The sequence below is a fragment of the Amycolatopsis sp. cmx-4-61 genome, from assembly GCF_046548775.1.
Taxonomy (GTDB): Bacteria; Actinomycetota; Actinomycetes; order Mycobacteriales; family Pseudonocardiaceae; genus Amycolatopsis.
The window spans coordinates 135,899-160,855 of sequence record NZ_JAEBEI010000016.1 but is presented as its reverse complement, the minus strand read 5'-3'; the positions used below and the strand labels follow the sequence as shown (position 1 = coordinate 160,855).

Below are 24,957 nucleotides of genomic sequence, written 5' to 3'. Positions count from 1 at the left end.
AAGGCGGCCTTCGGTGCGTGTGACGCACCGAAGGCCGCCTTGGTTGCGTGTGACGCACCGAAGGCCGCCTTGGGTGCGTGTGACGCACCGAAGGCCACATTGGGGCGCTTTGCGGGGGCGAATGGGCGGAAAATTGCGCTGAACCGGATCGAACCCACGTCCGTATTACCGGGTGAGGGGCGCGGTCTACCCGCCGCGAAACCCGCGCTGAGCTGCTGTTTCACCGTCCGGACGGGCGACCCCGTTCGGCCGCTTGCGGGAGCGTCGACCGTCATTCATGATGGCTTCGGGGTCCGCGAGATTCGTCGAAATCGAATATCCAGGTGTCGGCCATGCTGCGGAAGAACCGTCCGTCCGGAAGTGAACGTCATGCTCCTACCTGTGCCCGGGGCCGCCTGATGGCCGTCGACCTGCCGGGTCTCGCGATCGTCGCCGGAGTGCTGCTGCCGGCCTTCGCCGCGGCCGCTTGGGCGATCACCCTGGAGCGGCGGCCGCGCCGGGCCGCGGCCGTTGCCGACCCGGAACCGGACTTCACCGTGGCCGGGATCCAGTCGCGCCTGCGCCGCGAGCTGGCGGCGCGGAAGCTGGCGGAGGCGGGCACGGTCGCCCTGCCGACCCTGCCGATCCCCGCGCAGACGCGCCGCGAACCGGCCCCGCTGCCCCGGCTGCCGTGCCGCGTGGCGGGCATCCTCCCGCCACCGGCCCCGGCGACCGTCGGGTTCCCGGCGCCGCGGTTCGCCTTCGCGCCCCCGGACACCGACCTGATGCGCCGCATCCTGGACGGGTTGCGCAAACTGGACTGACGCCGCAGGGCGACGTGGATCGGCCGGTGACGAGCCGCGCCTCACGGGGCGGTGAGCGGCTCCTCCTCGTACGCCCGGTGCAGCAGCTCGAGGAAAGCCGGCGCCTCGGGCAGCTCCACGGAACCGATGCGCCGCACCGCCACCCCCGGCGTCCACGAGTTCAGCACCACACCGCCGGCCAGCTCCGCCAGGTCGGCCTCGGTGACTTCCCGGACGTGCTGGGGTACGCCGAGGCGGTCGAACTGCCGGCGCACGATGCCCATCGTCACGCCGGGCAGCATCGGGGCGTCGGGCCAGACCACCGCGGTGCCGTCCCAGAACGCGATGTTCCAGATGGTGGCTTCGGTGAACCGGCCCCGGCGGTCGACGAACACGGCGTCGTCGGCGCCCTCGGCCACCGCCCGGTGGAGCAGGTACGTCTTGGCCACTTCGCCGACGTGCTTGCGCGCCGGGAGGAACCGTTCGTACTCGCTGACGGCCAGCGTCAGCGGTCCCGCCGGCTCGGCGGCCGGTGGCCCGGTGCGGACCAGCACCTCCGGTTCCGGGGAAGGTTCCCCGGCCGGGGAGAACACCGTCGCGGTCAGCGAGACGTCGGCGGGGCCGGCGGCCAGCGCCGTCCGCAGCAGCGAGCGCACCCGGTCGTCGGGCAGCGCCCGGCCGAACATCTCCAGCGAGGCCGCCCGCAGCCGGGCCAGGTGGAGGTCGAGGCCGCGCACCCGGCCATCCCGCACCTGCATGGCGGTGAAGTGGGCGTAGCCGGCGAACGCCAGCGGCGCCAAGTCCTCGGCCGTCGCCGCCCGGCCGTTGCGTTGCACCACGAAGAACGTCATGCGGCCACCGTAGGAGCTCCCACCGGGTGAGTTTCCGGCGGATGGGACAGATCACCTGGAGATCGGTGATCACAGCGCCGCGGGGGACTCCGCGTCCGGGATCAGCAGCCGGGGTGCGCCCCGGCCGTCGGCGGGTACCGACCAGACGTCCGCGTGGCCCGGGCCACGGGGCAGGCCGTAGCCGATCGTGTGGTCGTCGAGCCAGGCGGGCTGGTCGTCGACGCTGCGGGACTCCGCCAGCGGCGTCACCTTCGACGTCGCCAGGTCCAAGACGGACAGCCGCCACCCGCGCGCCGGGTCACCGTCCACGGCGGACTTGAACGCCACCCGCGTGCCGTCCGGGGACAGCGACGGGCACTCGACGTTCTCGTGGACCGTGCGGACGGTGTGAGCGGCGAAGTCGCCCGCGACCAGGTAGCGGCGGCCGGCTGTCGACATCGTCGCGTAGAAGTGGCGGTCGTCGCGGGTGAACGTCACGCCCCAGAAGTTGAGGTCGGCGGCCTGGTACGGCCGGCCGTCCAGCGTCACCGCGTAGTCCTCCAGCGTGCCCGCGAGGTCGCCGTTCGCCGTGTCGAGGATGCCGGCGCGGGTGGAGAACAGGCCGCCGTTGTAGGAATCGCCGGTGACGAACACCGTCCACGCCAGCATCCGGCCGCTCGCCGACACCCGCGCCCGGTTCGGCAGCCCGACCAGCGGGATCTCCCGCTGCACGCCCAGCCCCCGGTCGAGCACCGCCAGCTGGTAGGTGGTGAGGTCGCCGTCCTGGCGCAGGCAGAGCCCGGTGCCGCCGGCGGCGTACACCCGCGCGCACGACAGCGGCGACACCGTCCGCGGGCCGCCGGGGTCGGTGACCGCCACCGTGGCGACGTGCCCGCGGTCGGCGTCGGCGGTGCTGCGGAACAGCAGCCGCGGGCCGGGGGCGAGGCTCACCGCGCCGGTCGCGGCGACGTCGTGACTGCGTGCGCTGGCGAAGCCGACGTACGCGACCGCGGCCCCGGCGAGCACGAGCACGCCGACGACCGCGATGATGATCCGCGTCCTCACGCCGCCGCCTTCCGCGGGGAGAGCACCGCGAACGTCACGGCGATCGCGACCACGGCCCCGCCCGCGGCGACCGCGATGGCGAGGTTCGCGCCCCAGAACTGCCACGCCAGTCCGAAGAGGACGGACGAGGTGAAGTAGGCGAGCGCCTGCGCGGTCTGGACGAGCGAAATCCCCGTGGTGCGCAACGACTCCGGCAGCAGCGGCCCGGCGAGGGCCATGAGGACGCCGTCGGTCGCCGCGTAGAACGCGCCGTACAGGGCCAGCGCGGCCACCAGCAGCGGCCAGCCGGACACCGGCCCGGCGAGCAGCAGGTAGACCAGCGCGAGCGCGCCGTACCCGCCGAGCACCACCGGCAGCCGCCCGACCCGGTCGGCGAGCGCGCCCAGCGGCGTGGCCAGCAGCAGGTAGCTCAGGTTCGTGCCGACCGCGAGCAGCGGGAACCAGCCGGTGGCGATGTCCTCCCGGTGCTGCAGGAGCAGGTAGACGAACCCGTCGCCGACCGTGGCCAGCCCGAGCACGCACGCGGCCACCAGCAGCCGGCGCACCCCGCGGCCGCGCAGCAACGCCGCCGCCGCACGGGGCGAGACCGGGTTCGCGGTCGATTCCGGCGTCCGGCGGTCGCGGACGAACAGCACCAGCAGCAGCACGCCGATGGCGGCGATGCAGAAGCTGACGACGAACACGGCGTCGAACGCCTCGGGGTCGGCGGCCCCGAAGGCGGCGAGGACGGCGAGCGCGACCAGCGGACCGGCGAAAGCGCCCATGCTGTCCATCGCGCGGTGCACGCCGAAGGCGCGCCCGAGCAGCGGCTCGGGAGCCGACAGCGTGATCAGCGCGTCGCGCGGCGCGGTCCGCAGGCCCTTGCCGGTCCGGTCGAGCGTGATGACCGCGCCGATCGCGGCCGCCGACGCCCCGGCCGCGAGCAGGCCGAGCTTCGCCACCGCGGACAGCGCGTAGCCGGCGCCGGCCACGACCTTGCGCCGCCGGACCCGGTCGGCGACGTACCCGCCGACGATCCGCAGCAAGGCCGTCGCGCCGGTGTAGAGGCCGTCGACCAGGCCGTAGGCGGCCGGCCCGAGGTGCAGGCCGAGCACCAGGTAGACCGGCAGGACCGCGGTGACCATCTCCGAGGAGACGTCGGTGACCAGGCTGACGGCACCCAGCGCGAAGACGTTCGCGCCGACCGCCGAGAGCTTGCGCCGGGACACCGTCCCAGCATGCTCTCGGCGGCCGATGGTGGACAGGTACACGCGGTTACTGCCAGACGTCGGTGATCGGCGACTTGCTCGCGGCGTTGCCGATGCCGGGCAGGCCGTAGGACGCCTCGATCGTGCGCAGCACGGTGTAGTGGTTGATCGACTCGCTGTAGCTGCCGACCTTGACGCCGGCGCCGGTGAACGTCGTGAAGATCTGGTTGACCGAGGTGCCGCTGTCCTCGTCGAAGGTGGTGATCAGCAGGCTGTTGTGCGTCTTGGCCCACTGGGCGTAGGCGTCGAGGTGGTTCTTCAGCCACGTGTCGCCGGTGCCGATGGAGCAGTCGTGCATGTCGTTGCACATGTCGGGCGTGACGAACGAAACGGTCGGCAGCTGGGTGAAGTCGGACGGGAAGCTCGAGAACCGGACATTGCTGGCGGAGGGGACGTTCGAGAAGTCCACCCAGCTGTTGTGCTTGCGCCGGTAGGTGCCGCTGGAGCAGCCGGTGTAGCCGTCCGACGGCATCGCTTCGGAGTAGCCCTTGAAGCTCTTGCCCGCGTCGATCAGCTGTCGGCCGAGGTTGGCCTTCGCGCCGAGGTTCGCGGGGCAGGTGTCGTCGGTGACGCCCTGCGTCGCGCCGGAGAAGAGGGCGACGTAGTTCGGCTGGCTCGGGTGGGTGATCGCGAAGGAGTTCGTGAACTTCGCGCTCTGCGAGGCGAGGGTGTTGAAGTAGGGCGCGCTGGAGCTGCCGTTGATCGAGGAGTACTTCTTGTTCTCGAACATCACCAGGACGATGTGGTCGAACGCCGGCACGGTCGACGCGGTCGGCCGGATCGCGGCCGGCTCGGCCGTTCCGGTGACGACGGCCGCGCCGACGACACCGGCGGTGACCAGGGTGGCGGCGGCGAAGGCGGCGAAGATCCGCTTGCGGATCATGGGTCCTCCAACGGTGGCGGGTGAGGGCGCCTCATGATGTCCACGGCAGGGGGCCGGGACGTGCCGTGCCGTGGTCCGGCTCGTGAACACCAGGAAACCTCCGGCGGACAACGGAAAGAGTGGGTGAATGCCTTTCCGGTGTCAACCTCCTTTGGTTGGTGCGCCAGGGCTTTGACAGGTCGCTCCCAGCTCGTTCAAAGGAACGAAGCCGACACTCGAACCATGGAACCCACCACCCCGGCCGGACCCGCCCGCCGCGAGCAGGGACGCCGCAAGGCCGCACTGGCCACGGCGGCCGCCGCGGTACTGGGCGCCGCGGCCGTCGGCGCCATCGGCTTCGGCCTGTCGACGGCTTCGGCTGCTGTGTCCACCACCACTTCGGACGATTCCCCGGACCGGCTGCAGGCGCCCGACAGCGGCTTGAGCAGCGGGTCCGGCCACGCGCACACCGGCTCGGGTGCGTCATGACCACGGCGTTCCCGGCCCTGGGCACGACGGCGGAGCTGCTGGTGACGGACCCCACCCGGCTGGGGGAGGCGGTCGCGCTCCTGCGCGAGGAAGTGGCGGCGATCGATCTGGCGTGCAGCCGCTTCCGCGAGGATTCGGAGATCTCGCGGCTGCACGCGGCGGCGGGGCGGCAGGTCCGGGTGGGGCGGTTGCTGGCGGAGGCGGTGGACGTGGCGTTGCGCGCGGCCCGGCTGACCGGCGGCCTGGTCGATCCGACGGTGGGCGCGGCGGTGCGGGCTCTCGGGTACGACCGGGATTTCCCTTTGGTGGCCGCTGATCGGGACATCGCGACCGCTGATCGGGACACCGCGGGTTCCCCGGCCGGTGCAGCGAGCCGCGGGGCCGCACCCCACCCCGCCCCCGGCTGGCACCGCGTCCTGTTCGATCCCGGCCGTCGGCTCGTCGTCCTCCCGCGCGGGGTCCACCTCGACCTCGGCGCGACCGCCAAGGCCCTCGCCGCCGACCGGGCCGCCCGGCGGATCAGCGCCACCGTCGGCTGCGGGGTCCTCGTGAACCTCGGCGGCGACCTCCGCGCCGCCGGGCCGCCGCCGCCCGGGGGCTGGCTGGTCGCGCTCGGCGACGATCACGCCGAGGCCGCCGCCCACCCGGATGCCACCGTCGGGCTCCACCGGGACGGGGCGCTCGCCACCTCGGGCACCACCCGGCGGCGCTGGCGGCGGGGTGGCCGGACCGTCCACCACATCGTCGACCCGCGCACCGGTGACGTCCCCGAAGCGCGCTGGCGCACCGTCACCGTCGCGGCGGGGTCCACTGTGGACGCCAACACCGCGAGCACCGCGGCGATCGTGCTCGGGGCGGACGCACCCGGCTGGCTCGCGCGGCGGCACCTGCCCGCGCGGCTGGTGGGCGTCGGCGGCGACGTCGTCACGACGCCGGGCTGGCCGGCCGAACGGGAAGCGGCATGAGCACCGCGGTGTGGTACTTCAGCCGCGCGAGCGGGCTCGTTTCGCTGGTGCTGTTCACCGGCGTCGTCGTCCTCGGCGCGCTCGGCGCCGGCCGGTTCGCCACGCGCGAGTGGCCGCGGTTCGCCGTCGCCGCCGTGCACCGGAACCTCGCGCTGACCAGCCTCGCGTTCCTCGCGGCGCACATCGCGTCGGCGGTCCTCGACGGTTACGTCCCGCTCGGCTGGCTCGACGTCGTCCTGCCGTTCGGCGCCGGTTACCAGCCGCTGTGGGTCGGGCTCGGCGCCGTCGCCATCGACCTGCTGCTCGCGATCGTCGTCACCAGTCTCGTGCGCACCCGCCTGCCGGCGCGGGCGTGGCGCGCCGTGCACTGGCTGGCGTACCTGTGCTGGCCGGTCGCGCTGGTGCACGGCTTCGGCATGGCCGAAAACGACTCCGCGTACGGCTGGATCGTCGCGCTCGACGTGCTGTGCGTGCTGGCGGTGCTGGGCTCCGCCGGCTACCGCGCGGCCGCCGCCCGCAAGTTCGCCGCCCTGGGAGGCCTCCGATGAGCATCCTGCCCCCGCACCGGCTCGACCTGGCCGGCCACCGGCGCCGCAACGGCGTCGTGCCGTGGGTCGCCTACCACGGCGACGACGGCCGCGACCGGCTGATCGAGGCCGTCGAAGCGGCCGGCCTGCGTGGCCGCGGCGGCGCGGGCTTCCCGACCGCGGTCAAGCTGCGCGCGGCCCGGTCGAAACGGTCGGTCGTCGTCGCCAACGGGTGCGAAGGCGACCCGCTCAGCCGGAAGGACGTTGCGCTGCTGACCCGTTCGCAGCACCTCGTCCTCGACGGGCTGCAGCTGGCCGCGCACGCCATCGGCGCCACCGAGGCCGTCCTCTGCGTGCACACGGGCAGCCCGGCGTTGGCGAGCGTCGCCGCGGCCTCGGCCGAACGCGAGGACCGGGTGCCGGTGCGGGTCGTTCAGGTGCCGCGCCGGTACGTCGCCAGTGAGGAGACCGCGCTCGTCCGGTACCTCACGTCGGGGGACGCGCGGCCGACCGGCAAGCGGCCCCGGCCCGCCGAACGCGGTGTGCGCGGCCGGCCGACCCTGGTGTCCAATGTGGAGACACTGGCGCAGCTCGCGTCGGTGGTCCTGCTGGGGCCGCACCACTATCGCGCGGCCCGGACGGAGCTGGTCACGGTGACCGGCGCGGTGCGGCGGCCCGGCGTCGTCGAGGTGGCGGCGGGAACGCCCATGGCCGGGATCCTGGCCGCGGCGGGCGGCGAAGCCGAGCCGGTGCAGGCGGTGCTCGCCGGCGGCTACGGCGGGACGTGGACCGCGGACCGCGACGGCGGCCTGACCGGGATTCCGGCCTTGTACGCGCTTCCGGCCCGTGCTTGCGGGCTCGCGTACACCGCCCAGGTGCTGGCGTTCCTGGCGGCCGAGTCGGCCCGGCAGTGCGGGCCGTGCACGTTCGGCCTGCCCGCGATCGCGGCGGACTTCGCCGAGTTGCTCTGCGGCGGACCCGCGACGCCCCGGCTGGCCCGCCGCCTCCCGCTGCTCACCGGCCGCGGCGCGTGCGCCCACCCGGACGGCGCGGCCCGCCTCGCGGCGAGCGCGTTGCAGGTCTTCGGCGCCGACGTCCACGCGCACCAGGCCGGCCGGTGCCGGGTCCCGGCCGGTGTGGCATGAAGGTGACGGTCGACCCGATCGGGTGTCGCGCGCACGGGTTGTGCGCGGACTTGCTGCCGGAGCTGGTGCGGCTGGACGAGTGGGGCTACCCCGTGGTGGCCTCGGGCCCGGTGCCCCCGGAACTGGTGGCGGAGGCCCGCGGCGCGGCGGCGGCGTGCCCGGCACTGGCCTTGCGGCTGCGGCGGGAGTGAGCGCACAACCTGCGGCCGGGCGCTGCGTCGACGTTCCCCGGCCGGCGCCGCAAATCCGGTCGTGCCGGCGCTGGTGGTCCTCTACTCTCAGGACCATGGGCGCGGCGATGACCACGGTGATCCGCGAGGCCCGCGCCGACGACTGGCCGGCGATCTGGCCGATCATCCACGACGTCGGCACCGAGCAGCGGACGTTCCCGTACGACCCGGCGATGACCGAGTGCGCCGCCCGCGGGATGTGGCTGCTCGCCCCGCCGGCCCGGGTGGTCGTGGCGGTCGGCGGTGACCGGGTGACCGGCACGGCGAACATGTACGCCAACCGGCCGGGGCCCGGCAGCCACGTCGCTTCCGGCAGCTTGATGGTGGCGCGGGAGGCGCGCGGCACGGGCGTGGGCCGGGCGCTCGCGACGGACCTGATCGGCTGGGCCCGGCGAAGCGGCTTCGCGGCGATCCAGTTCAACGCGGTCGTCGACGTGAACACGGCCGCGATCCGCCTCTACGAGAGCTTGGGATTCGTGACGCTCGGAACGGCGCCCGGCGCGTTCCGCCACCCGGCCGACGGCGACGTCGGGCTGCGGATCATGTGGCTCGATCTGCGCTGACCCGGGATTCCGTCACCGGTGCGTATTGATCAAACGGCACGCTCGGGTGAATCCGACAGTTCTTCCGCGAAGATCGAGTCGATCTTCCGGCTCGCGCCCCGCAGTTTCGCGACGGCCGCCACGATCAGGGCAACTGCCGCGGCGGGCACCACCAGCAGCACCGGCGACCACCCGAAGGCGAAGACGGCGACGGCGCAGATCAGGGCGGTGACCAGGAAGACTGCCCGGCCCGCGACCCGCGGCCACGCGGGGCGGGGCTTGGCGTGCCGTCCGCTGGGTGTGCGGAAAACCGGCCGCGCGAGGGCAGCGTGGACACTCATCCAGACCTCCGGGAATGGTCGTCGAGCCGTCCGGGAGGGGGATTCCCGGCGGCGGCACCGTGGAGTGAGTCGGGCCCGGTGCCGCTCCGGTTACCTGTCGTTATTGGTTCGAGTCCCGATTCACGAAATCGAATTACCCGCGGTTTCGGGCCGGTTTCCGCACCAGGGCCGTTGGACCCGGTTTCGCGCGCCGGAGGTCCCGGCTCAGGAGGTCTGGCCGGAACCCTTGCCCTTGGTCTGACCGGGCGGGTCGGTCTTCTCGGGCTTGCCGGGCTTCGACGGCTGGCCGGAGTTCGACGGCTGGCCGCCGTTCGAAGGTTGACCGCCGTTCGACGGCTGGGCGGCGTTGGACGACTGGGCGCCGGGCGCCGGGCCGGCGGCGGTCGCCGGGCTTTCGTGGGTAACGGCGGCCGGCTCGAGCGAGGCGGGTCCGCTGGGGCCCGGCTGCGGACCCGAGCCGCCGGAACCCGGGTGCGGTACGCGGGTCCCGTTTTCGGCGAGCGGGGTCGAAGACGCGGGAGTCGAGGAAGCGGCGGGGGAATTCGCACCCGGCTGGGACGGCGTGCCGGTCCCGGGTCCCTGCTCGAAAAGCAGCATCGCGGCGACGGCGGCCGCGGCGGCGGTCAGCCCGGCCGTGACGGCCAGCCGCCGGCGCCGCCGGCTGCCGGCCGGGACGTCCTGGACGCGGGTCGGCGCGCCGAGGGACCGGGCGTGGCCGGAAGGGTCGAAAACGGAGGTGGCGCCGGCAACCGAAGCCACTCCGACGGGGCGAAGACGTTCCGTCGGGTCCGCGCCGGCGGCCGAAGCCGCACTGGTGGCGGGCCAGTCGTGTCCTGCCGGTTCGCCGCCCGGGGCTGCGCCGGCGGCGGGCCCACTCTGGTCGGCGGAGTCGGCGGCCGAACCCGCCCCGGCAGCGGGCCAGTCGTGTCCTGCCGGGTCTCCGCCCGGCGTCGCGGCCCCGGCGGCGGGCATTGAATCCGCACCTGAGGCTGCCCCGGCAGCGGGCCAACCGGGGTTGGCGGAGTCGGCGGCCGAAGCCACCCCGGCAGCGGCCACCGCCCCGGCCGCGGGCCAGTCCTGCCCAGCCGAGTCCGCCACCGCCCCGGCGGCGGCCACGGCAGCCGTACCGCCGGTCGAACGGCGGCGCCACCGGGGGCTGCGCTCCGTCCGGGTCCACGGCAACGGCGGCGGGGGCGCGTGCAACATGTCCAAGGCCTTCGCGGCCGTCGGCCGATCGGCCGGTTCGCGCTGCGTCATCCGGCGCAGCGTGTACCCCAGCGCCGGCGGTGCGTCCTCCGGGATCCGCGGTGCTCTCGTCAGCCGGGCCATGGCCGCCTCGACCAGGGTGCCCGGGTACTCCCGTTGGCCCGTCAGGCATTCCAGCAGGATCAGGCCCAGCGCGTACACGTCGGCCGGCGGGCCCGCCGGTTCGCCCGACACCTGCTCCGGCGCCAGGTACGCCGCCGTGCCCGGGATCAGGCCCGTGCCCGTGATGTGGGTCGTGTCGAGGGCGTGGGCGATGCCGAAGTCACCGATCAGGGGACCGTCCGCGGACAGGAACACGTTGGCCGGCTTCAGGTCGCGGTGCACGATCCGCTGCGCGTGGACGTGGGCCAGCGCCTCGGCGAGCCCGTCGGCCAGCGCCACCACGTCCGCCGCGGGCATCGGGCCGCCCAGCAGGCGCTCCGCGAGGTTCTCGCCCTCGACGAGCTGCATCACCAGGTACGTCCGGCCGTGCTCGGTGCCGCTGTCCAGCAGCGCCACCACGCCCGGGTGGCTGATGCTGCCCTGGATCGTCATCTCGCGCAGCCGGCGCCGCTGGTCGAGCGCCACCGCGTCACGGTCGTAGATCTTGACGGCGACCTCGCGGTTCAGCCGCACGTCGTAGGCGCGGTAGACGCGGGCGGTGCCGCCGCTGCCGATCAGCCTGCCGACTTCGTAACGGCCACCCAGCAGACCCGGGGGCCGCTCGTCGTCGAGGGCGCTGCGCGGGGTGATGGTGAACTCGCCGAGGGCGTATCGGCCACGGGTGACCCCCGCCCCGTCGTCAGTCGGCGGGCGCTCCGTTCTCCCCGCTTCGTCGGCCACGGGCGCCAGGTACCCCGGACCCGTGCCCGGCAAACGTCGGAAGATCACGGGGAAAGTATCGTCCGGGGGCCCGCCGACGTGACAATCAGGGCCGTGCGAACGCGTCCACACCGGTGAGCTGGGCCGAGAGCCTCCACAGGCGGGCGGCCTGCTCGCGGTCGACGGCGTACCGCCGGACGCCCGACCCGGCGAGGCCCTCGGCGTCCTCCGGCGCGAGCTCCGCGACGTCGCAGTCCTCCAGGTACAGCCCGCCCAGCCCGGCCAGCTGCGGCGAGGTCGCGGCCCAGACCGTGGTCGCGGCGCCCTGCTCGGGCGTCTTGAACTGCACCAGGTAGTTCCCGGCCTCGTCGATCCAGCCGCGTTCGATCATCTCTTCCCGCGGCAGGTGCCGCTGCAGCGGCGTCATGATGCCGCCGGGGTGCAGCGCGAACGCGTGGACGTCCTTTTCGGCGCCGAGCTCGTCGAGCCGGACGGCGAAGAGGACGTTGGCCGTCTTCGCCTGCCCGTACGCCTGCCACTTCTCGTAACCGGTCTCGAACTGGACGTCGTCCCAGCGGATGGGGGAGTAGTGGTGGCCGCGCGAGGACAGCGAAACCACGCGGGCACCCTCGGCGACGGCCGGCCACAGCCGGTTGACCAGCGCGAAGTGGCCGAGGTGGTTGGTGGCGAACTGGGCCTCCCACCCCGGGCCGACGCGGGTCTCGGGGCAGGCCATGACGCCGGCGTTGGCGATGAGGAGGTCGATCCGCCGCCCGGTCGCCAGGAAGCGCTCGGCGAAGGCGCGGACGCTGTCGAGGTCGCCCAGGTCCAGGTCGTCGACCTCGGTGTTCGCGATGCCGGCGAGCGCTTCCCCGGCGGTCTCGCGGCGGCGGGCCGGGACGACGACGTGGGCGCCGGCGCCGGCCAGCGCGCGGGTGGTTTCCAGGCCGATCCCGGAGTAGCCGCCGGTGACGACGGCGAGCTTCCCGGTGAGGTCGACGCCGGCGACGGCCTCGGCGGCCGTGGTGGTGGCGCCGAAGCCCGAGCCGATCTTGTGCTGTGCGGTGGTCATGTCTTCGACGCTACGAGCTGGAGCGCGCTCCAGCGCAAATCGCGGGCGGAGCCGAAACAGGGGACAATCTCCGGAGAGAGGCGCAGCCGACCCAGGAAGGCCGACCCAGGAAGGCCAGGAAAGGCACTGATGTCCGACTACTACGGGAACCAGCCCCAGGACGTCCGCCCGGGGATCGACGCGCGCCGCCTGTGGGCGGGCGGCGTGGCGACGGCGGTGGTCGCGGCCCTGCTGGCCGTCGTCGGGTTGTTGATCGCGCGCGGGATCTTCGAGGTCGAAGTGCTCGCCCCAAAAGGCGAAGGCGTCTGGGGCAACGCGAGCACCACGACGTACGCGCTGGTCGCCGCCGCGGTGGCCCTGCTCGCCACCGGGCTGATGCACCTGCTGAGCGTGGCGACGCCGGCGCCGTCCCAGTTCTTCGGCTGGATCATGGTGCTGGTGACGCTGATCGCGGTGGTGCTGCCGCTGACACTCACGGTGACACCGAGCGCGAAGATCGCCACGGCGGTGATCAACCTGGTGATCGGCCTGGCGATCGCCGCGGTGGTGAACAGCATGGCGGCCAGCGCCCGCACCCTGCACCGGCGTCGCACGCAGCAGACCAACGCGGCGCCGCCGCCGCCGACCCGCCAGCAGTGGACCCAGCAGGACCCGCCGACCCGCTACTACGACCGGTGACCATGGACATCCGGGAGACCAATCGCCGGGTGATCGAGCAGTTCCGCGCGGGGGGCGAAGTGGAAGGGATGCACCGGGAGCGCCTGGCCCTGCTGACGACCACGGGCCGCACGTCCGGAGAGCCGCGCACGGTCCCGCTGATGGTCCACCGCGACGGCTCCCGGTGGCTGGTGGTGGCGTCGAACGTCGGCGCGCCCCGCCACCCGGACTGGTACCTGAACCTCGACGCCGACTCGCGGGTGCACGTGGAGGTGGACGGCCACGAGTTCGACGCGGAGGCGCTGCCGCTGCTCGGGGCGGACTACGTGCGGACCTGGACGGAGCTGGAGAAGGAGTACCCGTTCCTGGCGGACCACCAGGCCAAGGCCCGGCAGGCGAAACGGGTGATCCCGGTCGTGGAGCTGTCCGAAGAGGACTGACCTGGTCCTCTTCGGACACTCCTACTTGCTCGCCACCCGGCGGTACCGGGCCGTGGCCAGCGGGGCGAAGACCGCGATGATCACCACGCAGCACAGGATCGCGTACAGCGCCGCGTGCTCCGCCGGCCAGCCCGTCTGCTGCGGCCCGAACCGGTTGCCGAACAGGTCCCGGGTCGCGTTGATCACTGCCGTGAACGGGTTCCAGTCCGCGATCGCCTTCAAGAACGGCGGCAGCGTCCCCGTCGGGACGAACGCCGAGGAGATGAAGCTCAGCGGGAACATCCAGATCAGCCCCAGGCTCTGCGCCACCTCCACGCTGCGCGCCGCCAGGCCGATCAGGGCGCCGACCCAGGACAGGGCCCACGCGAACATCAGCATCACCAGGTAGCCGAGCAGCGCGTCCCAGAAGCTGCCGCGGATCCGCCAGCCCACCAGCAGCCCGCACAGCGACATCACGACCAGCGCCACCACGCTCACGACCAGGTCCGACGTCGTGCGGCCCAGCACCACCGCGATGCGCGACATCGGCAGGGAGCGGAACCGGTCGATGATGCCCTTCTGCAGGTCGTTGGCGAAGCCGATCACCGTGAACGCCGAGTTGAACGCCACCGTCTGGGCGAAGATCCCGGCGATCAGGAACTCGCGGTACGCCGCGCCGCCCGCTTCGCCGCCGATGGCGTTGCCGAACACATACGCGAACAGCAGTACGAACATGATCGGCTGCAGCGTCGCCGCCATCAGCCAGTCGGGATTGCGGCGGACGTTCATCAGGTTGCGCCACGTGACGATGCCGCCGTCGGAAATGCCCTTCGCCAGCGCGTTCATTTCGCCACCTCCTCGGCCGAAGACGTGCCGTGGCCGGTCAAAGACAGGAAGACGTCGTCCAGTGTCGGGCGGTGCAGGCCGACGTCCTGGACCGTGATGCCCTGGGAGTCGAGCCGGCGCAGGGCCTCGATCAGCGCCTTCGGCCCGGTGTCGACCAGGATTTCGGCCCGGCGCGTGTGGTCGTCGCCGGCCGGCTCGCCCGTGCCCACCTCGCGCAGCACGGCCAGTGTCGCCGGCAGGTCCCGGGCCGAGGCGACGACCAGTTCCAGCCGCTCGCCGCCGGTCTGGGCCTTGAGCTCGTCCGCCGTGCCGCGGGCGATCACCCGGCCGTGGTCGATCACCACGATCGAGTCGGCGAGCTGGTCGGCCTCTTCGAGGTACTGGGTGGTCAGGAGCACCGTCGTGCCGTCGGCGACGAGCTCCTTGATCACCGCCCACGTGTCGAGGCGCCCGCCCGGGTCGAGCCCGGTGGTCGGCTCGTCCAGGATGACGACGGCCGGCTCCGCGACCAGCGCGCCGGCCAGGTCGAGCCGGCGGCGCATCCCCCCGGAGTAGCCCTTCGCCGGCCGGTCGGCGGCCTCCTCGAGCCGGAACCGCGTCAGCAGCTCCCGGGCGCGCGAGCGGGCCGCGGCCTTCTTGCGGCCGTAGAGCCGCCCCACCATGTACAGGTTCTCGAACCCGGTCAGGTTCTCGTCGACGGCCGCGTACTGGCCGGACAGCCCGATCCGCTGCCGCACCTCGTCCGGTTCGGCCAGCACGTCGTGGCCCGCCACCCACGCCTCGCCCGAGTCCGGCCGCAGCAGCGTGGTCAGGATCCGCACGGTGGTGGTCTTCCCGGCCCCGTTCGGGCCGAGCAGGCCGAGCACCTGCCCGGCCGGGATATCGAGGTCGACGCCGTCGAGCGCGCGCGTCGATCCGTAGGTCTTCACGAGCCCGCGTACCCGGACGGCGACGCCCGGTTCCGGTGCTGGCATGTCGGCTCCCCCTTCAGGTGACCCCGACAAGCTAGGCCACCCTGCCCGGTTTGTCCTCCGGGTTTATCCCTGAGCCGCCGACAGCTCGACGGCGAACTCGGGCGGGTGGCGCAGCGACTGGAACACGACGCAGTAGCGCTCGGTCAGCTTCTTCAGCGTGGCGAGCTGCTCCTGGGAAGCGTCGGTGTCCAGGGCGAAGGACAGCCGGATCGCGCGGAACCCCACCGGTGCGTCCTTCGCGACGGCGAGGGTGCCGCGGAAGTCGAGATCGCCTTCGGCGCGCACGCTCCCGCCGCGGACCTGCAGGCCCAGCGACGTCGCGACGGCCCGCAGCGTCACGCCCGCGCACGCGACGAGCGCTTCGAGCAGCATGTCGCCCGAACAGGCGAGGGTGCCGTCGCCGCCGGTGGCCGGGTGCAGGCCGGCTTCGACGAGCGCGCGCCCGGTCTCGACCTTGCACGAGATGCCGAGGCCGTCCAGCCGGGCGTCGGCGTGCAGCGTGACGAGCGCGCTTTCCGGGTCGTCGCGGTACTTGTCCTTCAGCGGCGCCTGGGTCGCCCGCAGTTCCTCGGTGTCCATGCGCCGATTCTGCTCCGGGGAACGCCGAAGCGGGGAGACCGGTTTCCCGGCCTCCCCGCCTCAGCGAGCCGGCGTCAGCTCAGGGTGACGGCCACGTCGTCGATGACGAACGAGGTCTGCAGCGAGCTGTCTTCGGTGCCGCTGAACTTGAGCGCCAGGGTGCCGCCGGCCGCCGACGAGACGTCGATGGTCTTGAGGGCGTACCCGGTGTTCTTGTTCAGGTTGGAGTAGCTGCCCAGCGTCGTGCTGCCGTTGGAGACGGTCAGCTTGTCGTAGGCGGTCGTGGTGGTGGTCTCCGCGGTGTCGATGTGCAGGTAGAACGTCAGGCTGGCGTGGCAGCCCGCCGGGATGCTCACCGACTGGGCGACGGCCTCGGTGTGGGTCGAGCCGTAGCCGTCGAGGTAGGCGGAGTAGGTGCCGCCGTGGGCCGCCTCACCGGAGGACGCCCACTGGCCGATGCTGCCGGTGTCGCCGGTCCAGCTGGTGGCGCCCGACTCGAAGCCGCCGTTGGCGACCTTCTGGCCGGAGCAGCCGCCGGTGGTGCCGACGGTCCAGGTGAACGACGCCGTGCCGGTCCTGCCGGCCGCGTCCTTCGCCGTCACCGTGACGTTCGAGGTGCCCGCGGTGGTCGCGGTGCCCGAGATCGTGCCGGTGGAGGCGTTGATCGACAGGCCGGCCGGGAGGCCGCTGGCGGACCAGGTGTAGGGCGCGGTGCCGCCGGAAGCCGACAGCGGCAGGTTCACCGAAGCGCCGGTCACGGTGGACTGGTTGCCCGGGTTGGACACGGTGACCGTGCCGGTCGCCGAGCACGTCGGGTCGGCCGACTGGGCCGGCACGCTGATCGCGTCCCACGCCGCCTTGACGGTGTTGAACTCGGTGCAGCTGCCCGGGAAGAGGTTCTTCGCCGCGGTCAGCGTCCAGGTGCGGTACTTCAGGTACGAGCTGCCGGAGGTCTTGAGCAGCATCGCGTTGTAGAAGATCTTGACCGCGTTCTGCACGCCGAGGCCGGTGATCGACGAGCTGTTGCACGTCGTGCTGGTCGGCTGGCCGTTGCTCGGGTTGGTGCCTTCGGCCAGCAGGTAGAACCAGTGGTTGCCGGGGCCGGCGGCCGCGTGCACCTCACCGTTGGGGACGGAGCTGTCGTAGCAGTTCTTGTCGCCCAGCGCCGACGGGTTGTACATGTTGCGGATCGGGCCGGAGCCGACCAGGTTGATCTGCTCGCCGACGAGGAAGTCCGGGACGTCGTAGGGAGCGGGCTCGTTCGCGAACCACTCGGTCGAAGCGCCGAAGACGTCCGCGACGAACTCCTGCGTGCCGTTGCCGGAGATGCCGCCCGGGGTGTGGTCGTCGATGCCGTGGCCGTGCTCGTGCGCGACGACGTCGATCGAGCCGATCCACTGGTTCTGCGAGTTGTGGCCGATCTGGACCTGGGTGCCGTCGTAGTAGGCGTTCTCGTCGGCCAGGCCGACGCGGATCGGCCAGCCGCCGCCGTTGCCGTCGAAGCTGTTGCGGCCCAGCCACTGCGAGAGCATCTTGTTCTCGGTCTGGGCGGCGAACAGCGCGTCGACGCAACCGGTTTCGCGGCTGGTGGCGTTGCCGTTGCCCCAGCTGTCGGTCGTCTTGCTGAAGGTGGTGTTGTTCGCCGCGTCCTGGCAGGACGTGTTGGTGATCGTCGGGTCCTTCAGCGTGTACGTGCTGCCCGAGTGCGTGGTGTCGAGGTGCACCGGGTTCGGGCCGTTCCAGGCGGAGGTGCCGTCACCGTGCAGGACGTGCTCCTGCGTGTGGAGGACCTTGCCGGTGGCGGCGTCGACGATGACGTCGAGCCGGCTCGGGCCTTCGGCATCGCGGCCGACGACCGTGCTCTTCCAGGCCAGCGTCGGCGTGCCGAGGGCGAAGACGACCTGCTCGGCCGGGCTCACGCTGTCCACCGAGGACAGCTGCTGCCGCGCGGTGGCTTCGGCGGCGGCCTTCGTCACCTTGGCACCGGTGGTGGCGAGGTTGATGGTCTGGTCCTGCGCGACGGAGGTCCCGAGCACCTGGCCGGTCGAGTTGGTCGCGACCACGAAGTCACCGCCGACGACCGGCAGGCCCTTGTAGCTGCGCTCGTACGGGATGTACTGCAGCCCGTTGGTGGCCGAAATCGCTTTCTGGGCCAGGAAAACGTCGTCCGCGCTGGCGTGCAGCGCGGCCGGCCTGCTCGCCACCAGGCCCGCGGCCGCGGTCGCGGCCTGGGCCACGGCGCTCGGGGCGGCGTCGGGGGCGGCGTTCGGGGTGGGTTGGGCCTGTGCGGTGCCGGTGATGCACAGCGCACCGACGAGGACGCCGGTTGCTGCCAAGACGACAGGACGTCTCAGATCCATCGAGGAATTCCCTCCGGGCAGGGTGAACCAGACCCGGGTTCATGGCCGGGCCGGATCAAGGGGACGAGAGATGTTGCCGTGGAACGAAAATCAGGATCCGGTGCTGAAGCCCCGTGAACAAGCGACTAACGTACGGTCTTATCCACCGGACGCAATAACTCCCAAAAAGGACAATAGTCACCATTGGGATTCGATTGCGCGATCGTCCATACTGGACTGGAGGTGGATCACCGCCGTTCGGGCGATCTTGCCTTCGGCTGAGACGACGAAGGCCCCCTCGCCGGAGCCGGCGAAGGGGCCTTCGGTGGAACTGTGTCAGGCGGTCGTCTCACGCTTCGGGAGCTTCCAGCCCGGGCGCACGAAGTGGCACGTGTACCCGTTCGGGATCCGCTGCAGGTAGTCCTGGTGCTCCGGCTCGGCCTCCCAGAAGTCGCCCACCGGGCTGACCTCGGTGACGACCTTGCCCGGCCACAGCCCGGAGGCGTCGACGTCGGCGATCGTGTCCTCGGCGACCCGCTTCTGCTCGTCGCCGGTGAAGAAGATCGCCGAGCGGTAGCTCAGGCCGATGTCGTTGCCCTGGCGGTTCTTCGTCGTGGGGTCGTGCACCTGGAAGAAGAACTCGAGCAGGTCGCGGAACGTGGTCTGGGCGGGGTCGTAGACCACCTCGATGGCCTCGGCGTGCGTGCCGTGGTTGCGGTACGTGGCGTTCGGGACGTCGCCGCCGCTGTAACCGACCCGGGTCGAGAGCACCCCGGGCTGACGGCGGAACAGCTCCTGCATGCCCCAGAAGCAGCCGCCGGCCAGGACGGCCCTTTCGGTTGACGTGGTCACGGCGTCACTCCTTCTTCTCGTGCGGTGCTACCGCCTGGTACAACCGCCACCGGCGTCCCATGATTCCACGCGGGTATTACGGAAGCCTGACGTCCGTGCGACCATGGGCGCGGGACGGGGACGGCTCCCGGGAGGCGCGATGCGCGACGACGACATCGCCTCGGAACGCTCCGGCGGCGCACTGGTCGTCGAGCTGGGTGGCACGACGGCGCCGCGCTGGGCGACGATCCTCGAGACGGCGCTGGGCGAGCTCCCGTGGCCCCGGCTGCTGGTCGTCGACCTCGGCCGGCTGGACTTCCTCTCGGCCCCCGCGGTCCACGGGCTGCTGGACCTGGTCGAGCTGTGCCGGACGGGCGAAGTCGCGGGCTGCCTGATCGTGCCCGCCGGCGGTGACGTCGAGCGGGTGGTCCGGCTCACCGGGCTGGCCGGCCAGGTGCCGGTGTTCCCGCACCGCCTGCTGGCGATCGCCCGCTACCAGCCGGCCGAGATGCGCTGGCTGCCCTGCTGAGCGGCTGGTCCCGGGCCCGGCCGGCGCGATGTGCCGGCCGTGACCCACCGAGGGTCAGGCGTGCGGGCTCACTCGCCGCGCAGGGAGCGGCGGATCTCGGCCAGCCGGTCCTTCGCCGCCTGGTCGCGCTCGGCGATCTGCTTGTCGAGGGTCTCGGCCGTGTGATCGGTGCCCAGGCCGGCGACGTCCACCGAGCCCAGCGACGTCGTGTAGCGGTTCTCGATCTTGTCGCGGACGAAGTCGAAGCTGGGCACCCCGCCCTCGCTGTAGTCCGGGTCCGGCAGCGGCGGCGAGGGGACCGCCAGGGCCGCGGTGGGGGTGTCGTCGACGATCTCGCCCTCGACCACGTTCGGGTCTTCGCTCATCTCCCGACCTTAGCGCCGGTGTGGGCAGTCCGGCCGCGGTCAGTGGGTAATTCGGCCGTGGGCCTGCCGGGCGCGGTGGGGAATCCTCGACGCGCACAGCCGGTGTCCGGAGGGAGCAGACCATGAGTGCCGGGGCCTACCGCGCCGAGACGGCGGAGATGGGGGCGGTCGTCAGGGCGGTCGAGGACGTCGGGTCGTCGTTCCTGTCCGCCACCCGCGACCTCGAAGGCCTGGTGCTGGACGCGCTGTCCTTCGCCGGGATCGGCAGCGGGGTCGCCGCCGCGAACACGGCGTTGCACTCGACGCTCGGCAGTGCGCTCCAGAAGCTGATCGGCCTCCTGACGACCGTGAACCAGAACGTCCGGACGGCCGCGGACGGCTACCGCGCCGCCGACTCCGACGTCGCCCAGGCCTACGGCGGCGCGCCGGGCGGGGGTGGCGCCGCCGCGGCGGCGGCCGTCGCGCCGCCGCAGCTGGACCCGCGCGTCGTCGACTCGATCATGCGGTCCGAAGGCGCGACGGGGGAGCAGGGCGGCGTGCCCGAGGCCTACGGCTTCCGGCAGAACATGCACAACGGCTACGACCGGATCATCGCCGCGCGCGAGCAGTACGGGATCGGCAGCGCCGAGGAACGCGCGGTCGTCGCCGACCTGATGACCGCCAACGCCCGCACCGCCGGCGCCCTCAACTTCAGCGATCCGGGCACCCAGGCCGCGATCATGTCCGGCGCCCACATGCGCGGTGCCGGCGGGGTGCGCGCGATCCTCAACCACATGGCCGGCGACGACATCGTGCGCAGCTCGCGGACGCTGAGCGACGCGGCGATCCAGCACGTCCAGGGGTTGACGCCGGAGCAGTTCCAGCAGGAGTTCCGTGACGCCCGCGTCGAATACGACCGCCAGGTCTACGGCGGGACGACGACCACGCAGGGCGGGCACACGCAGAACTGGTGGGACCGGTACGGCAACGGCCTGACCCGCCGCTACGACCGGGAGCAGGCGGAGTTCCTCGGGCTTTCGCAGCCGCCGGACTGAATCGCCGCCTCGCCGATTCCCGGGTTGGCGAATTTCCGGATCCGCCGATTCGATCACCGCCCGGCTGGGCACTCTCTTTGTGTAGCCGAACGACAACGGGAGGCACACGATGTACCGGAGGATGATCGCACTTCTGGGCGGGGTCGCCGCGATGGCGGGGACCGTGGCGTTCGCGGGAACGGCCGAGGCGGCGTCGACGCCGTGCAGTGCCGAAGCGAAGGCCTGCGTCCAGCGCAGCTCGAATACCGCGTGGCTGACCGACGGCGCCGGGAACGTGACCTACGGCGGCGTCCCGATCACGGTGGGGCTGCCGAAGTACCCGACCCCGCTGGGGAAGTTCCACGTGCAGTACAAGGACATCGACCACTACAGCAAGCAGTACAACGGGCCGATGCCGTACTCGGTGTTCTTCACCACCACCGGGGTCGCGTTCCACCAGGGCAGCCTGAAGGCGAAGTCCCACGGGTGCGTGCACCTTTCGCACGCGGACGCGGTGAAGTTCTACAACTCGCTGAACCCGGGTGACGTCGTCGAGGTCGTGTCCTGATCCGTCCCGTGTGGACGGTCGAGCAGCGCGCCGGCGACGGCGCCGAACACCAGGTGGTCCAGGATCTGGGGCCCGCGCGGCAACGCCCGCACGGCGGGGTACGCGCGGGCCACGATCCCGAGGTCGAAGGCCGCGATGGCCAGCCCGGCGAGCGCGCCACCGCCGGCTCCGATTCGGTGGTGGCGGGCGATCGTGGCGAGCACGCAGGTCCATGCGGTGGAGACGACGAAGTGAGCGACCAGCCCGGCGGCGACGCCGGGCTGGTCGTGTCTTCTGGGTAGCAGGGTCCCGGCGGCGCGGGTGGCGGCGAGGACGTCCCGGCCCGTGAGAAGGGCGTGGACGGTCGACGGTATACCGCTGACGACGGCGGCGATGGTGCCCGCGCGTGCTGCTCGGCCGGTGAGGGTGGCGCGCATGGCGACGGTATACAACCTACGGTCGCGCAGCGCATGTTCGAGTCGTTGACCAGCGCGGGAAGGGCGGCTCGCGCCCGCCCTGGAGTAGACCGTATACCGGCTGCGCGCCGTTCTCGCCGCGCTTACCGGGCCAAGTACGCCGCGACCCGGATCCGCAAGCCTCGCACGCAGGCGAGCGGGATCGTGAACGCCGGCGCCGGCCGGTAGCCGGGCCACGGGCCGCCGTGGGTGCACGGGCCCGCGAAGTACACGAAGCCGTCTTCGTCGTCGTAACGGCCGGGGGACCACACCGTCGCGTCACCCCGGTGGCCGTCCCGGGCCAGCCAGTAGGCCTTGTGCTTCATGACGCGCCGCAGCTGCTCCGCGAACCCCGCCAGCTCGGCCTCCGGCAGCCCGAGACCGTGGCCGCTCCACACGCGCGGGGTGCGTTCGGGGGGCCGGAAGGGGCAGCCGAACGTCACCGCGGCGCCCGGGTACTGCCGGGTCCAGCGAGCGTTTTTCGGGGCCTGCGCGGCGAAATCGGGTCCGCCGGTGAGTTCCAGCGTCATGGGGGAACGATAGTCGATCAAGCAGGAACGGGTACCGCCGCGCGGGTGCCGATCACTGCTCACATAGTGTATACAGTATTCTGTAGTCTGCAGAGGAGGCCGCTTTGTATACAGTCACCAACCCGGCGACGGGCGAGCTGGTCGACGAAATCCCGAACGCGGCCGACGAGGAGGTCCGCGCCGCCATCGACCGGGTGCACCGGGGTTACCCGGACTGGCGTGCGCGACCGGTGGCCGAACGGGCCGCCGTCGCGCTGCGGGCCGCGGAGCTGTTCGCCGAACGGGCCGACGAGCTCGCCGCGATCATGACCCTGGAGATGGGCAAGCGGATCAACGAGGGCCGCGGTGAGGTCGGCGTCGTCGCCGACATCTTCCGGTACTACGGCGAGCGCGGCCCGGACCTGCTGGCGGACGAGCCGCTGGCCATCCGCGGCGGTGCGGCGGTGCTGACGAAGGAGCCGATCGGCGCGCTCTTGGGCGTGATGCCGTGGAACTTCCCGTGCTACCAGGTGGCCCGGTTCGTCGCGCCGAACCTGGTGCTGGGCAACACGATCCTGCTCAAGCACGCGTCGATCTGCCCGCGTTCGGCGGTGGCGATCGAGTCCGTGCTGCGGGACGCCGGGGTCCCGGCGGACGCGTACGTCAACGTGTTCGCGTCGAGCCGTCAGGTCCCGTGGATGCTCGCGGACCCGCGCCTGGCCGGGGTGTCGCTCACCGGCAGCGAACAGGCCGGCATTTCGGTAGCGGCCGAAGCCGGGCGGAATCTCAAGAAGTGCGTCCTGGAACTCGGCGGTTCCGACCCCCTGATCGTGCTGGACACCGACGACCTGGACCAAACGGTCAAGACCACGGCGACGGCCCGGATGCGCAACTGCGGCCAGTCGTGCAACGCGCCCAAGCGCATCATCGTGCTGGGCAAGCTGTACGAGGAGTTCACCGACCGGTTCGCCAAGCGCGTGACGGAGTACTACGTCCCGGGCGACCCGGCGAACCCGTCGACCACCCTGCCCCCACTGGCCTCGACGGCGGCGGCGGACGAAGTGGCGGCCCAGATCGAAACGGCGACCAGCCAAGGGGCGACAGTGCGCGCGGGCGGCCACCGCATCCCGGGCCCGGGAGCGTACGTGGAGGCAACGGTCCTGACGGACGTGACGCGCGAAATGGCGGCGTACCACGAAGAGATCTTCGGCCCGGTGGCCCTGCTGTTCCGCGCGGAGACGGAGGAAGAGGCGGTGGCACTGGCCAACGACACCCCCTTCGGCCTGGGAGCAAGCGTGTTCGCCACGGACCGCACCCGAGCAGCCCGCGTGGCCCGCGAACTCGAGGCGGGAATGGTCTACCTGAACAAATCGGGAGGTTCGGAGGCGGACCTGCCGTTCGGCGGCATCAAGCGATCCGGCATCGGCCGCGAGCTGGGGCCACTGGGCATCGAGGAGTTCATGAACAAGAAGCCCATCCGCCTCTGAGCCGGGGCGGGGTCACCGCCCGAACCCATCGACCAGACCACCGGGTGCTGCCGGCCTCGGCCTCGGCGGCGCGGGCGATGAGGAAGGCGCGGAGACGGCCGGCTTGTCAGAAGTCTGATAATCCGGCTTGATGACCTTCCTCCCTCGGGGTGGTGTCGGTCAACGGTGTTCCACTGACCAGCAGTTTACCGTCCGTTAGCCTGTTCGGACGATTGCGGTGGAGTCGATCACGGTGTCGAATAATCGCCGAGAAGGATTAATCGCCGTGAGGAGCTGGCTGTGCACTGGGGGACCGCGCTCGACGACGGAGGGGCCGCTGGGCTCGTCCGACCGTACTTCCGCACCCACGGCCGGACGCGTCCGACGCGTGACCTCCCCGTCGAGACGCTGGTCTCGACCACCGCACGCGGGCGGGCGATGACGCGCGGGAGCACGGCGGAAGAGTCGGAGATCTGCGTGCTGTGCCGCACTTCGCAGTCCGTGGCCGAGGTGGCCGCGCGGCGGCGGCTGCCGCTCGGTGTGGCGCGGGTGCTGCTCTCCGACCTCGCCGACCGCGGGCTCGTCGCCGTGCACACCGCGAAACGCAGCAACGGCAACCGGCCGAGCATGGACCTGATGAAGCGCATCCTCCACGGCCTCAGCCGGCTCTGACCACCCCGGCCGGGGCCTACTGCGGAGCGCCGGCCGCCCGCGCGGCCCGCTCGACTTCGGCGTGCCGGGCGGCCCAGAACTCCGCGTCGTGGTGGCTGTCGGTCGCCAGCGAGCCGTCGAGCTGCTCGCGCAGGATGTCGGCGTGCCCGGCGTGGCGGCTGGTCTCGGTGAGCACGTGCACCAGCACGTTGAACAGCAGCACGTCCGGGCGCGGCCACCACGGTACGTGGCCCGGCGCGTCGACGGGGAGCGCGGCGATCGTCGCGTCGGAGTGGGCCCAGGCCCGCCGGTAGCGATCGACGATCTCCGCGCGCGTCTCCGTTTCGGTCGCCCACATGTCCGCGCCACGTGCCGCGCGGTCGTCCCACCGGGGCAGCGGTCCGGGGAACGGACGGCCGAAGATCTCGCCGAAGTACCGCGCCTCGGTCAGGGTCAGGTGCTTGACCAGCCCGAGCAGGTTGGTGCCGGTCGCGGTCAGGGGACGGCGGATGTCGTACTCGTTCAGCCCGGCCAGCTTCCCGACCAGCTCTTCGCGGATTTCGCGCAGGTCGCCGTGCAGGTAGTTCTTCGCGAATTCGTCGATCACGCCGGC

General features: G+C 72.3%; 30 protein-coding genes. 14 read left to right on the top strand and 16 right to left on the bottom strand.

The window, feature by feature from the left end:
• Positions 1-398: 398 nt before the first annotated feature.
• On the top strand, positions 399-803 hold the full coding sequence (locus ACLJOU_RS34735) for a hypothetical protein (RefSeq protein ID WP_410573489.1): 405 nt from the start codon (positions 399-401) through the stop codon (positions 801-803).
• 41 nt (positions 804-844) lie between these two features.
• On the opposite strand, the gene ACLJOU_RS34730 is transcribed toward ACLJOU_RS34735, so the two are convergent.
• From ACLJOU_RS34730 to ACLJOU_RS34715, 4 genes are all read right to left on the bottom strand, one after another.
• The gene (locus ACLJOU_RS34730; RefSeq protein WP_410573488.1) at positions 845-1,633 is read right to left on the bottom strand and encodes an aminotransferase class IV family protein; all 789 of its coding nucleotides are present in this window, start codon (positions 1,631-1,633) and stop codon (positions 845-847) included.
• A 69-nt stretch (positions 1,634-1,702) separates the two neighbouring features.
• On the bottom strand, positions 1,703-2,677 hold the full coding sequence (locus ACLJOU_RS34725; protein WP_410573487.1) for a TolB family protein: 975 nt from the start codon (positions 2,675-2,677) through the stop codon (positions 1,703-1,705).
• On the bottom strand, positions 2,674-3,927 hold the full coding sequence (locus ACLJOU_RS34720) for an MFS transporter (RefSeq protein WP_410573486.1): 1,254 nt from the start codon (positions 3,925-3,927) through the stop codon (positions 2,674-2,676). The genes ACLJOU_RS34725 and ACLJOU_RS34720 overlap by 4 nt, the downstream gene beginning before the upstream one ends.
• Before the next feature lie 4 nt (positions 3,928-3,931).
• Positions 3,932-4,807 carry an alkaline phosphatase family protein gene (locus ACLJOU_RS34715; protein ID WP_410573485.1) on the bottom strand — a complete coding sequence of 292 codons (876 nt, stop codon included), beginning with the start codon at positions 4,805-4,807 and terminating at the stop codon, positions 3,932-3,934.
• Positions 4,808-5,029: 222 nt separating this feature from the next.
• On the opposite strand from ACLJOU_RS34715, the gene ACLJOU_RS34710 reads away from it, so the two are divergent.
• The 6 genes from ACLJOU_RS34710 (at position 5,030) to ACLJOU_RS34685 (ending at position 8,705) form a co-directional block, all read left to right on the top strand.
• Positions 5,030-5,275, top strand: a complete 246-nt coding sequence (locus ACLJOU_RS34710) for a hypothetical protein (protein ID WP_410573484.1) — start codon at positions 5,030-5,032, stop codon at positions 5,273-5,275.
• Positions 5,272-6,240, top strand: a complete 969-nt coding sequence (locus tag ACLJOU_RS34705) for an FAD:protein FMN transferase (protein ID WP_410573482.1) — start codon at positions 5,272-5,274, stop codon at positions 6,238-6,240. The genes ACLJOU_RS34710 and ACLJOU_RS34705 overlap by 4 nt, the downstream gene beginning before the upstream one ends.
• Positions 6,237-6,788 (top strand): ferric reductase-like transmembrane domain-containing protein, encoded by a 552-nt coding sequence (locus ACLJOU_RS34700; protein WP_410573481.1) that lies wholly within the window; start codon positions 6,237-6,239, stop codon positions 6,786-6,788. Before ACLJOU_RS34705 ends, ACLJOU_RS34700 begins: the two co-directional genes overlap by 4 nt.
• Positions 6,785-7,912 (top strand): NADH-ubiquinone oxidoreductase-F iron-sulfur binding region domain-containing protein, encoded by a 1,128-nt coding sequence (locus tag ACLJOU_RS34695; protein ID WP_410573480.1) that lies wholly within the window; start codon positions 6,785-6,787, stop codon positions 7,910-7,912. Before ACLJOU_RS34700 ends, ACLJOU_RS34695 begins: the two co-directional genes overlap by 4 nt.
• Positions 7,909-8,103, top strand: a complete 195-nt coding sequence (locus ACLJOU_RS34690; protein WP_410573479.1) for a ferredoxin — start codon at positions 7,909-7,911, stop codon at positions 8,101-8,103. The genes ACLJOU_RS34695 and ACLJOU_RS34690 overlap by 4 nt, the downstream gene beginning before the upstream one ends.
• A gap of 95 nt (positions 8,104-8,198) precedes the next feature.
• Complete coding sequence (locus tag ACLJOU_RS34685) at positions 8,199-8,705, top strand: GNAT family N-acetyltransferase (RefSeq protein WP_410573478.1); 507 nt, start codon at positions 8,199-8,201, stop codon at positions 8,703-8,705.
• Between the two features lie 29 nt (positions 8,706-8,734).
• On the opposite strand, the gene ACLJOU_RS34680 is transcribed toward ACLJOU_RS34685, so the two are convergent.
• The 3 genes from ACLJOU_RS34680 to ACLJOU_RS34670 all read right to left on the bottom strand — a co-directional run bounded on the left by ACLJOU_RS34680 (position 8,735) and on the right by ACLJOU_RS34670 (position 12,164).
• A complete protein-coding gene (locus tag ACLJOU_RS34680; protein WP_410573477.1) occupies positions 8,735-9,025 on the bottom strand; it encodes a hypothetical protein in 291 nt (96 codons plus the stop codon).
• Between the two features lie 204 nt (positions 9,026-9,229).
• Positions 9,230-11,161, bottom strand: coding sequence for a serine/threonine-protein kinase (locus ACLJOU_RS34675; RefSeq protein ID WP_410573476.1), 1,932 nt, complete (start codon positions 11,159-11,161; stop codon positions 9,230-9,232).
• 37 nt (positions 11,162-11,198) lie between these two features.
• Positions 11,199-12,164 (bottom strand): SDR family NAD(P)-dependent oxidoreductase, encoded by a 966-nt coding sequence (locus ACLJOU_RS34670; RefSeq protein ID WP_410573475.1) that lies wholly within the window; start codon positions 12,162-12,164, stop codon positions 11,199-11,201.
• Positions 12,165-12,293: 129 nt separating this feature from the next.
• Between ACLJOU_RS34670 and ACLJOU_RS34665 the strand changes: the two genes are divergently transcribed.
• Positions 12,294-12,842 carry a DUF6069 family protein gene (locus tag ACLJOU_RS34665; RefSeq protein ID WP_410573474.1) on the top strand — a complete coding sequence of 183 codons (549 nt, stop codon included), beginning with the start codon at positions 12,294-12,296 and terminating at the stop codon, positions 12,840-12,842.
• Positions 12,843-12,844: 2 nt separating this feature from the next.
• Positions 12,845-13,261 (top strand): nitroreductase/quinone reductase family protein, encoded by a 417-nt coding sequence (locus tag ACLJOU_RS34660; RefSeq protein ID WP_410573473.1) that lies wholly within the window; start codon positions 12,845-12,847, stop codon positions 13,259-13,261.
• Between the two features lie 21 nt (positions 13,262-13,282).
• Here ACLJOU_RS34660 and ACLJOU_RS34655 read toward each other — a convergent pair whose 3' ends face one another.
• The 5 genes from ACLJOU_RS34655 to msrA all read right to left on the bottom strand — a co-directional run bounded on the left by ACLJOU_RS34655 (position 13,283) and on the right by msrA (position 18,830).
• The gene (locus ACLJOU_RS34655; protein WP_410573472.1) at positions 13,283-14,086 is read right to left on the bottom strand and encodes an ABC transporter permease; all 804 of its coding nucleotides are present in this window, start codon (positions 14,084-14,086) and stop codon (positions 13,283-13,285) included.
• Positions 14,083-15,060, bottom strand: a complete 978-nt coding sequence (locus ACLJOU_RS34650) for an ATP-binding cassette domain-containing protein (RefSeq protein WP_410573471.1) — start codon at positions 15,058-15,060, stop codon at positions 14,083-14,085. Before ACLJOU_RS34650 ends, ACLJOU_RS34655 begins: the two co-directional genes overlap by 4 nt.
• A gap of 63 nt (positions 15,061-15,123) precedes the next feature.
• Complete coding sequence (locus tag ACLJOU_RS34645; RefSeq protein WP_410573470.1) at positions 15,124-15,639, bottom strand: OsmC family protein; 516 nt, start codon at positions 15,637-15,639, stop codon at positions 15,124-15,126.
• 74 nt (positions 15,640-15,713) lie between these two features.
• Positions 15,714-17,999, bottom strand: a complete 2,286-nt coding sequence (locus ACLJOU_RS34640) for a M4 family metallopeptidase (RefSeq protein WP_410573469.1) — start codon at positions 17,997-17,999, stop codon at positions 15,714-15,716.
• Positions 18,000-18,314: 315 nt separating this feature from the next.
• On the bottom strand, positions 18,315-18,830 hold the full coding sequence (gene msrA, locus ACLJOU_RS34635; protein ID WP_410573468.1) for a peptide-methionine (S)-S-oxide reductase MsrA: 516 nt from the start codon (positions 18,828-18,830) through the stop codon (positions 18,315-18,317).
• A 139-nt stretch (positions 18,831-18,969) separates the two neighbouring features.
• Between msrA and ACLJOU_RS34630 the strand changes: the two genes are divergently transcribed.
• A complete protein-coding gene (locus ACLJOU_RS34630; protein WP_410573467.1) occupies positions 18,970-19,338 on the top strand; it encodes an STAS domain-containing protein in 369 nt (122 codons plus the stop codon).
• A gap of 68 nt (positions 19,339-19,406) precedes the next feature.
• Here the strand turns inward: ACLJOU_RS34630 and ACLJOU_RS34625 are convergent, their stop codons facing one another.
• The gene (locus ACLJOU_RS34625) at positions 19,407-19,703 is read right to left on the bottom strand and encodes a hypothetical protein (RefSeq protein WP_410573466.1); all 297 of its coding nucleotides are present in this window, start codon (positions 19,701-19,703) and stop codon (positions 19,407-19,409) included.
• A 122-nt stretch (positions 19,704-19,825) separates the two neighbouring features.
• On the opposite strand from ACLJOU_RS34625, the gene ACLJOU_RS34620 reads away from it, so the two are divergent.
• Both ACLJOU_RS34620 and ACLJOU_RS34615 read left to right on the top strand, forming a co-directional pair.
• Positions 19,826-20,737: a hypothetical protein gene (locus ACLJOU_RS34620; protein ID WP_410573465.1), complete on the top strand. Its 912-nt coding sequence runs from the start codon at positions 19,826-19,828 to the stop codon at positions 20,735-20,737.
• A 121-nt stretch (positions 20,738-20,858) separates the two neighbouring features.
• A complete protein-coding gene (locus ACLJOU_RS34615) occupies positions 20,859-21,284 on the top strand; it encodes a L,D-transpeptidase (protein ID WP_410573464.1) in 426 nt (141 codons plus the stop codon).
• On the opposite strand, the gene ACLJOU_RS34610 is transcribed toward ACLJOU_RS34615, so the two are convergent.
• A complete protein-coding gene (locus ACLJOU_RS34610; RefSeq protein WP_410573463.1) occupies positions 21,239-21,700 on the bottom strand; it encodes a hypothetical protein in 462 nt (153 codons plus the stop codon). The two genes, ACLJOU_RS34615 and ACLJOU_RS34610, sit on opposite strands and share 46 nt — an antisense overlap.
• Before the next feature lie 122 nt (positions 21,701-21,822).
• Entirely contained in the window at positions 21,823-22,248 is a 426-nt protein-coding gene (locus tag ACLJOU_RS34605; protein WP_410573462.1) for a hypothetical protein, read from the bottom strand.
• Between the two features lie 104 nt (positions 22,249-22,352).
• Here ACLJOU_RS34605 and ACLJOU_RS34600 point away from each other — a divergent pair, with 104 nt between their 5' ends.
• Together ACLJOU_RS34600 and ACLJOU_RS34595 are read left to right on the top strand one after the other, a co-directional pair.
• Positions 22,353-23,714, top strand: coding sequence for an NAD-dependent succinate-semialdehyde dehydrogenase (locus ACLJOU_RS34600; RefSeq protein WP_410573461.1), 1,362 nt, complete (start codon positions 22,353-22,355; stop codon positions 23,712-23,714).
• Positions 23,715-23,993: 279 nt separating this feature from the next.
• A complete protein-coding gene (locus ACLJOU_RS34595) occupies positions 23,994-24,365 on the top strand; it encodes a DUF742 domain-containing protein (protein WP_410573460.1) in 372 nt (123 codons plus the stop codon).
• Positions 24,366-24,381: 16 nt separating this feature from the next.
• On the opposite strand, the gene ACLJOU_RS34590 is transcribed toward ACLJOU_RS34595, so the two are convergent.
• The gene (locus tag ACLJOU_RS34590; protein ID WP_410573459.1) at positions 24,382-24,951 is read right to left on the bottom strand and encodes a DinB family protein; all 570 of its coding nucleotides are present in this window, start codon (positions 24,949-24,951) and stop codon (positions 24,382-24,384) included.
• Between the last annotated feature and the right edge of the window lie 6 nt (positions 24,952-24,957).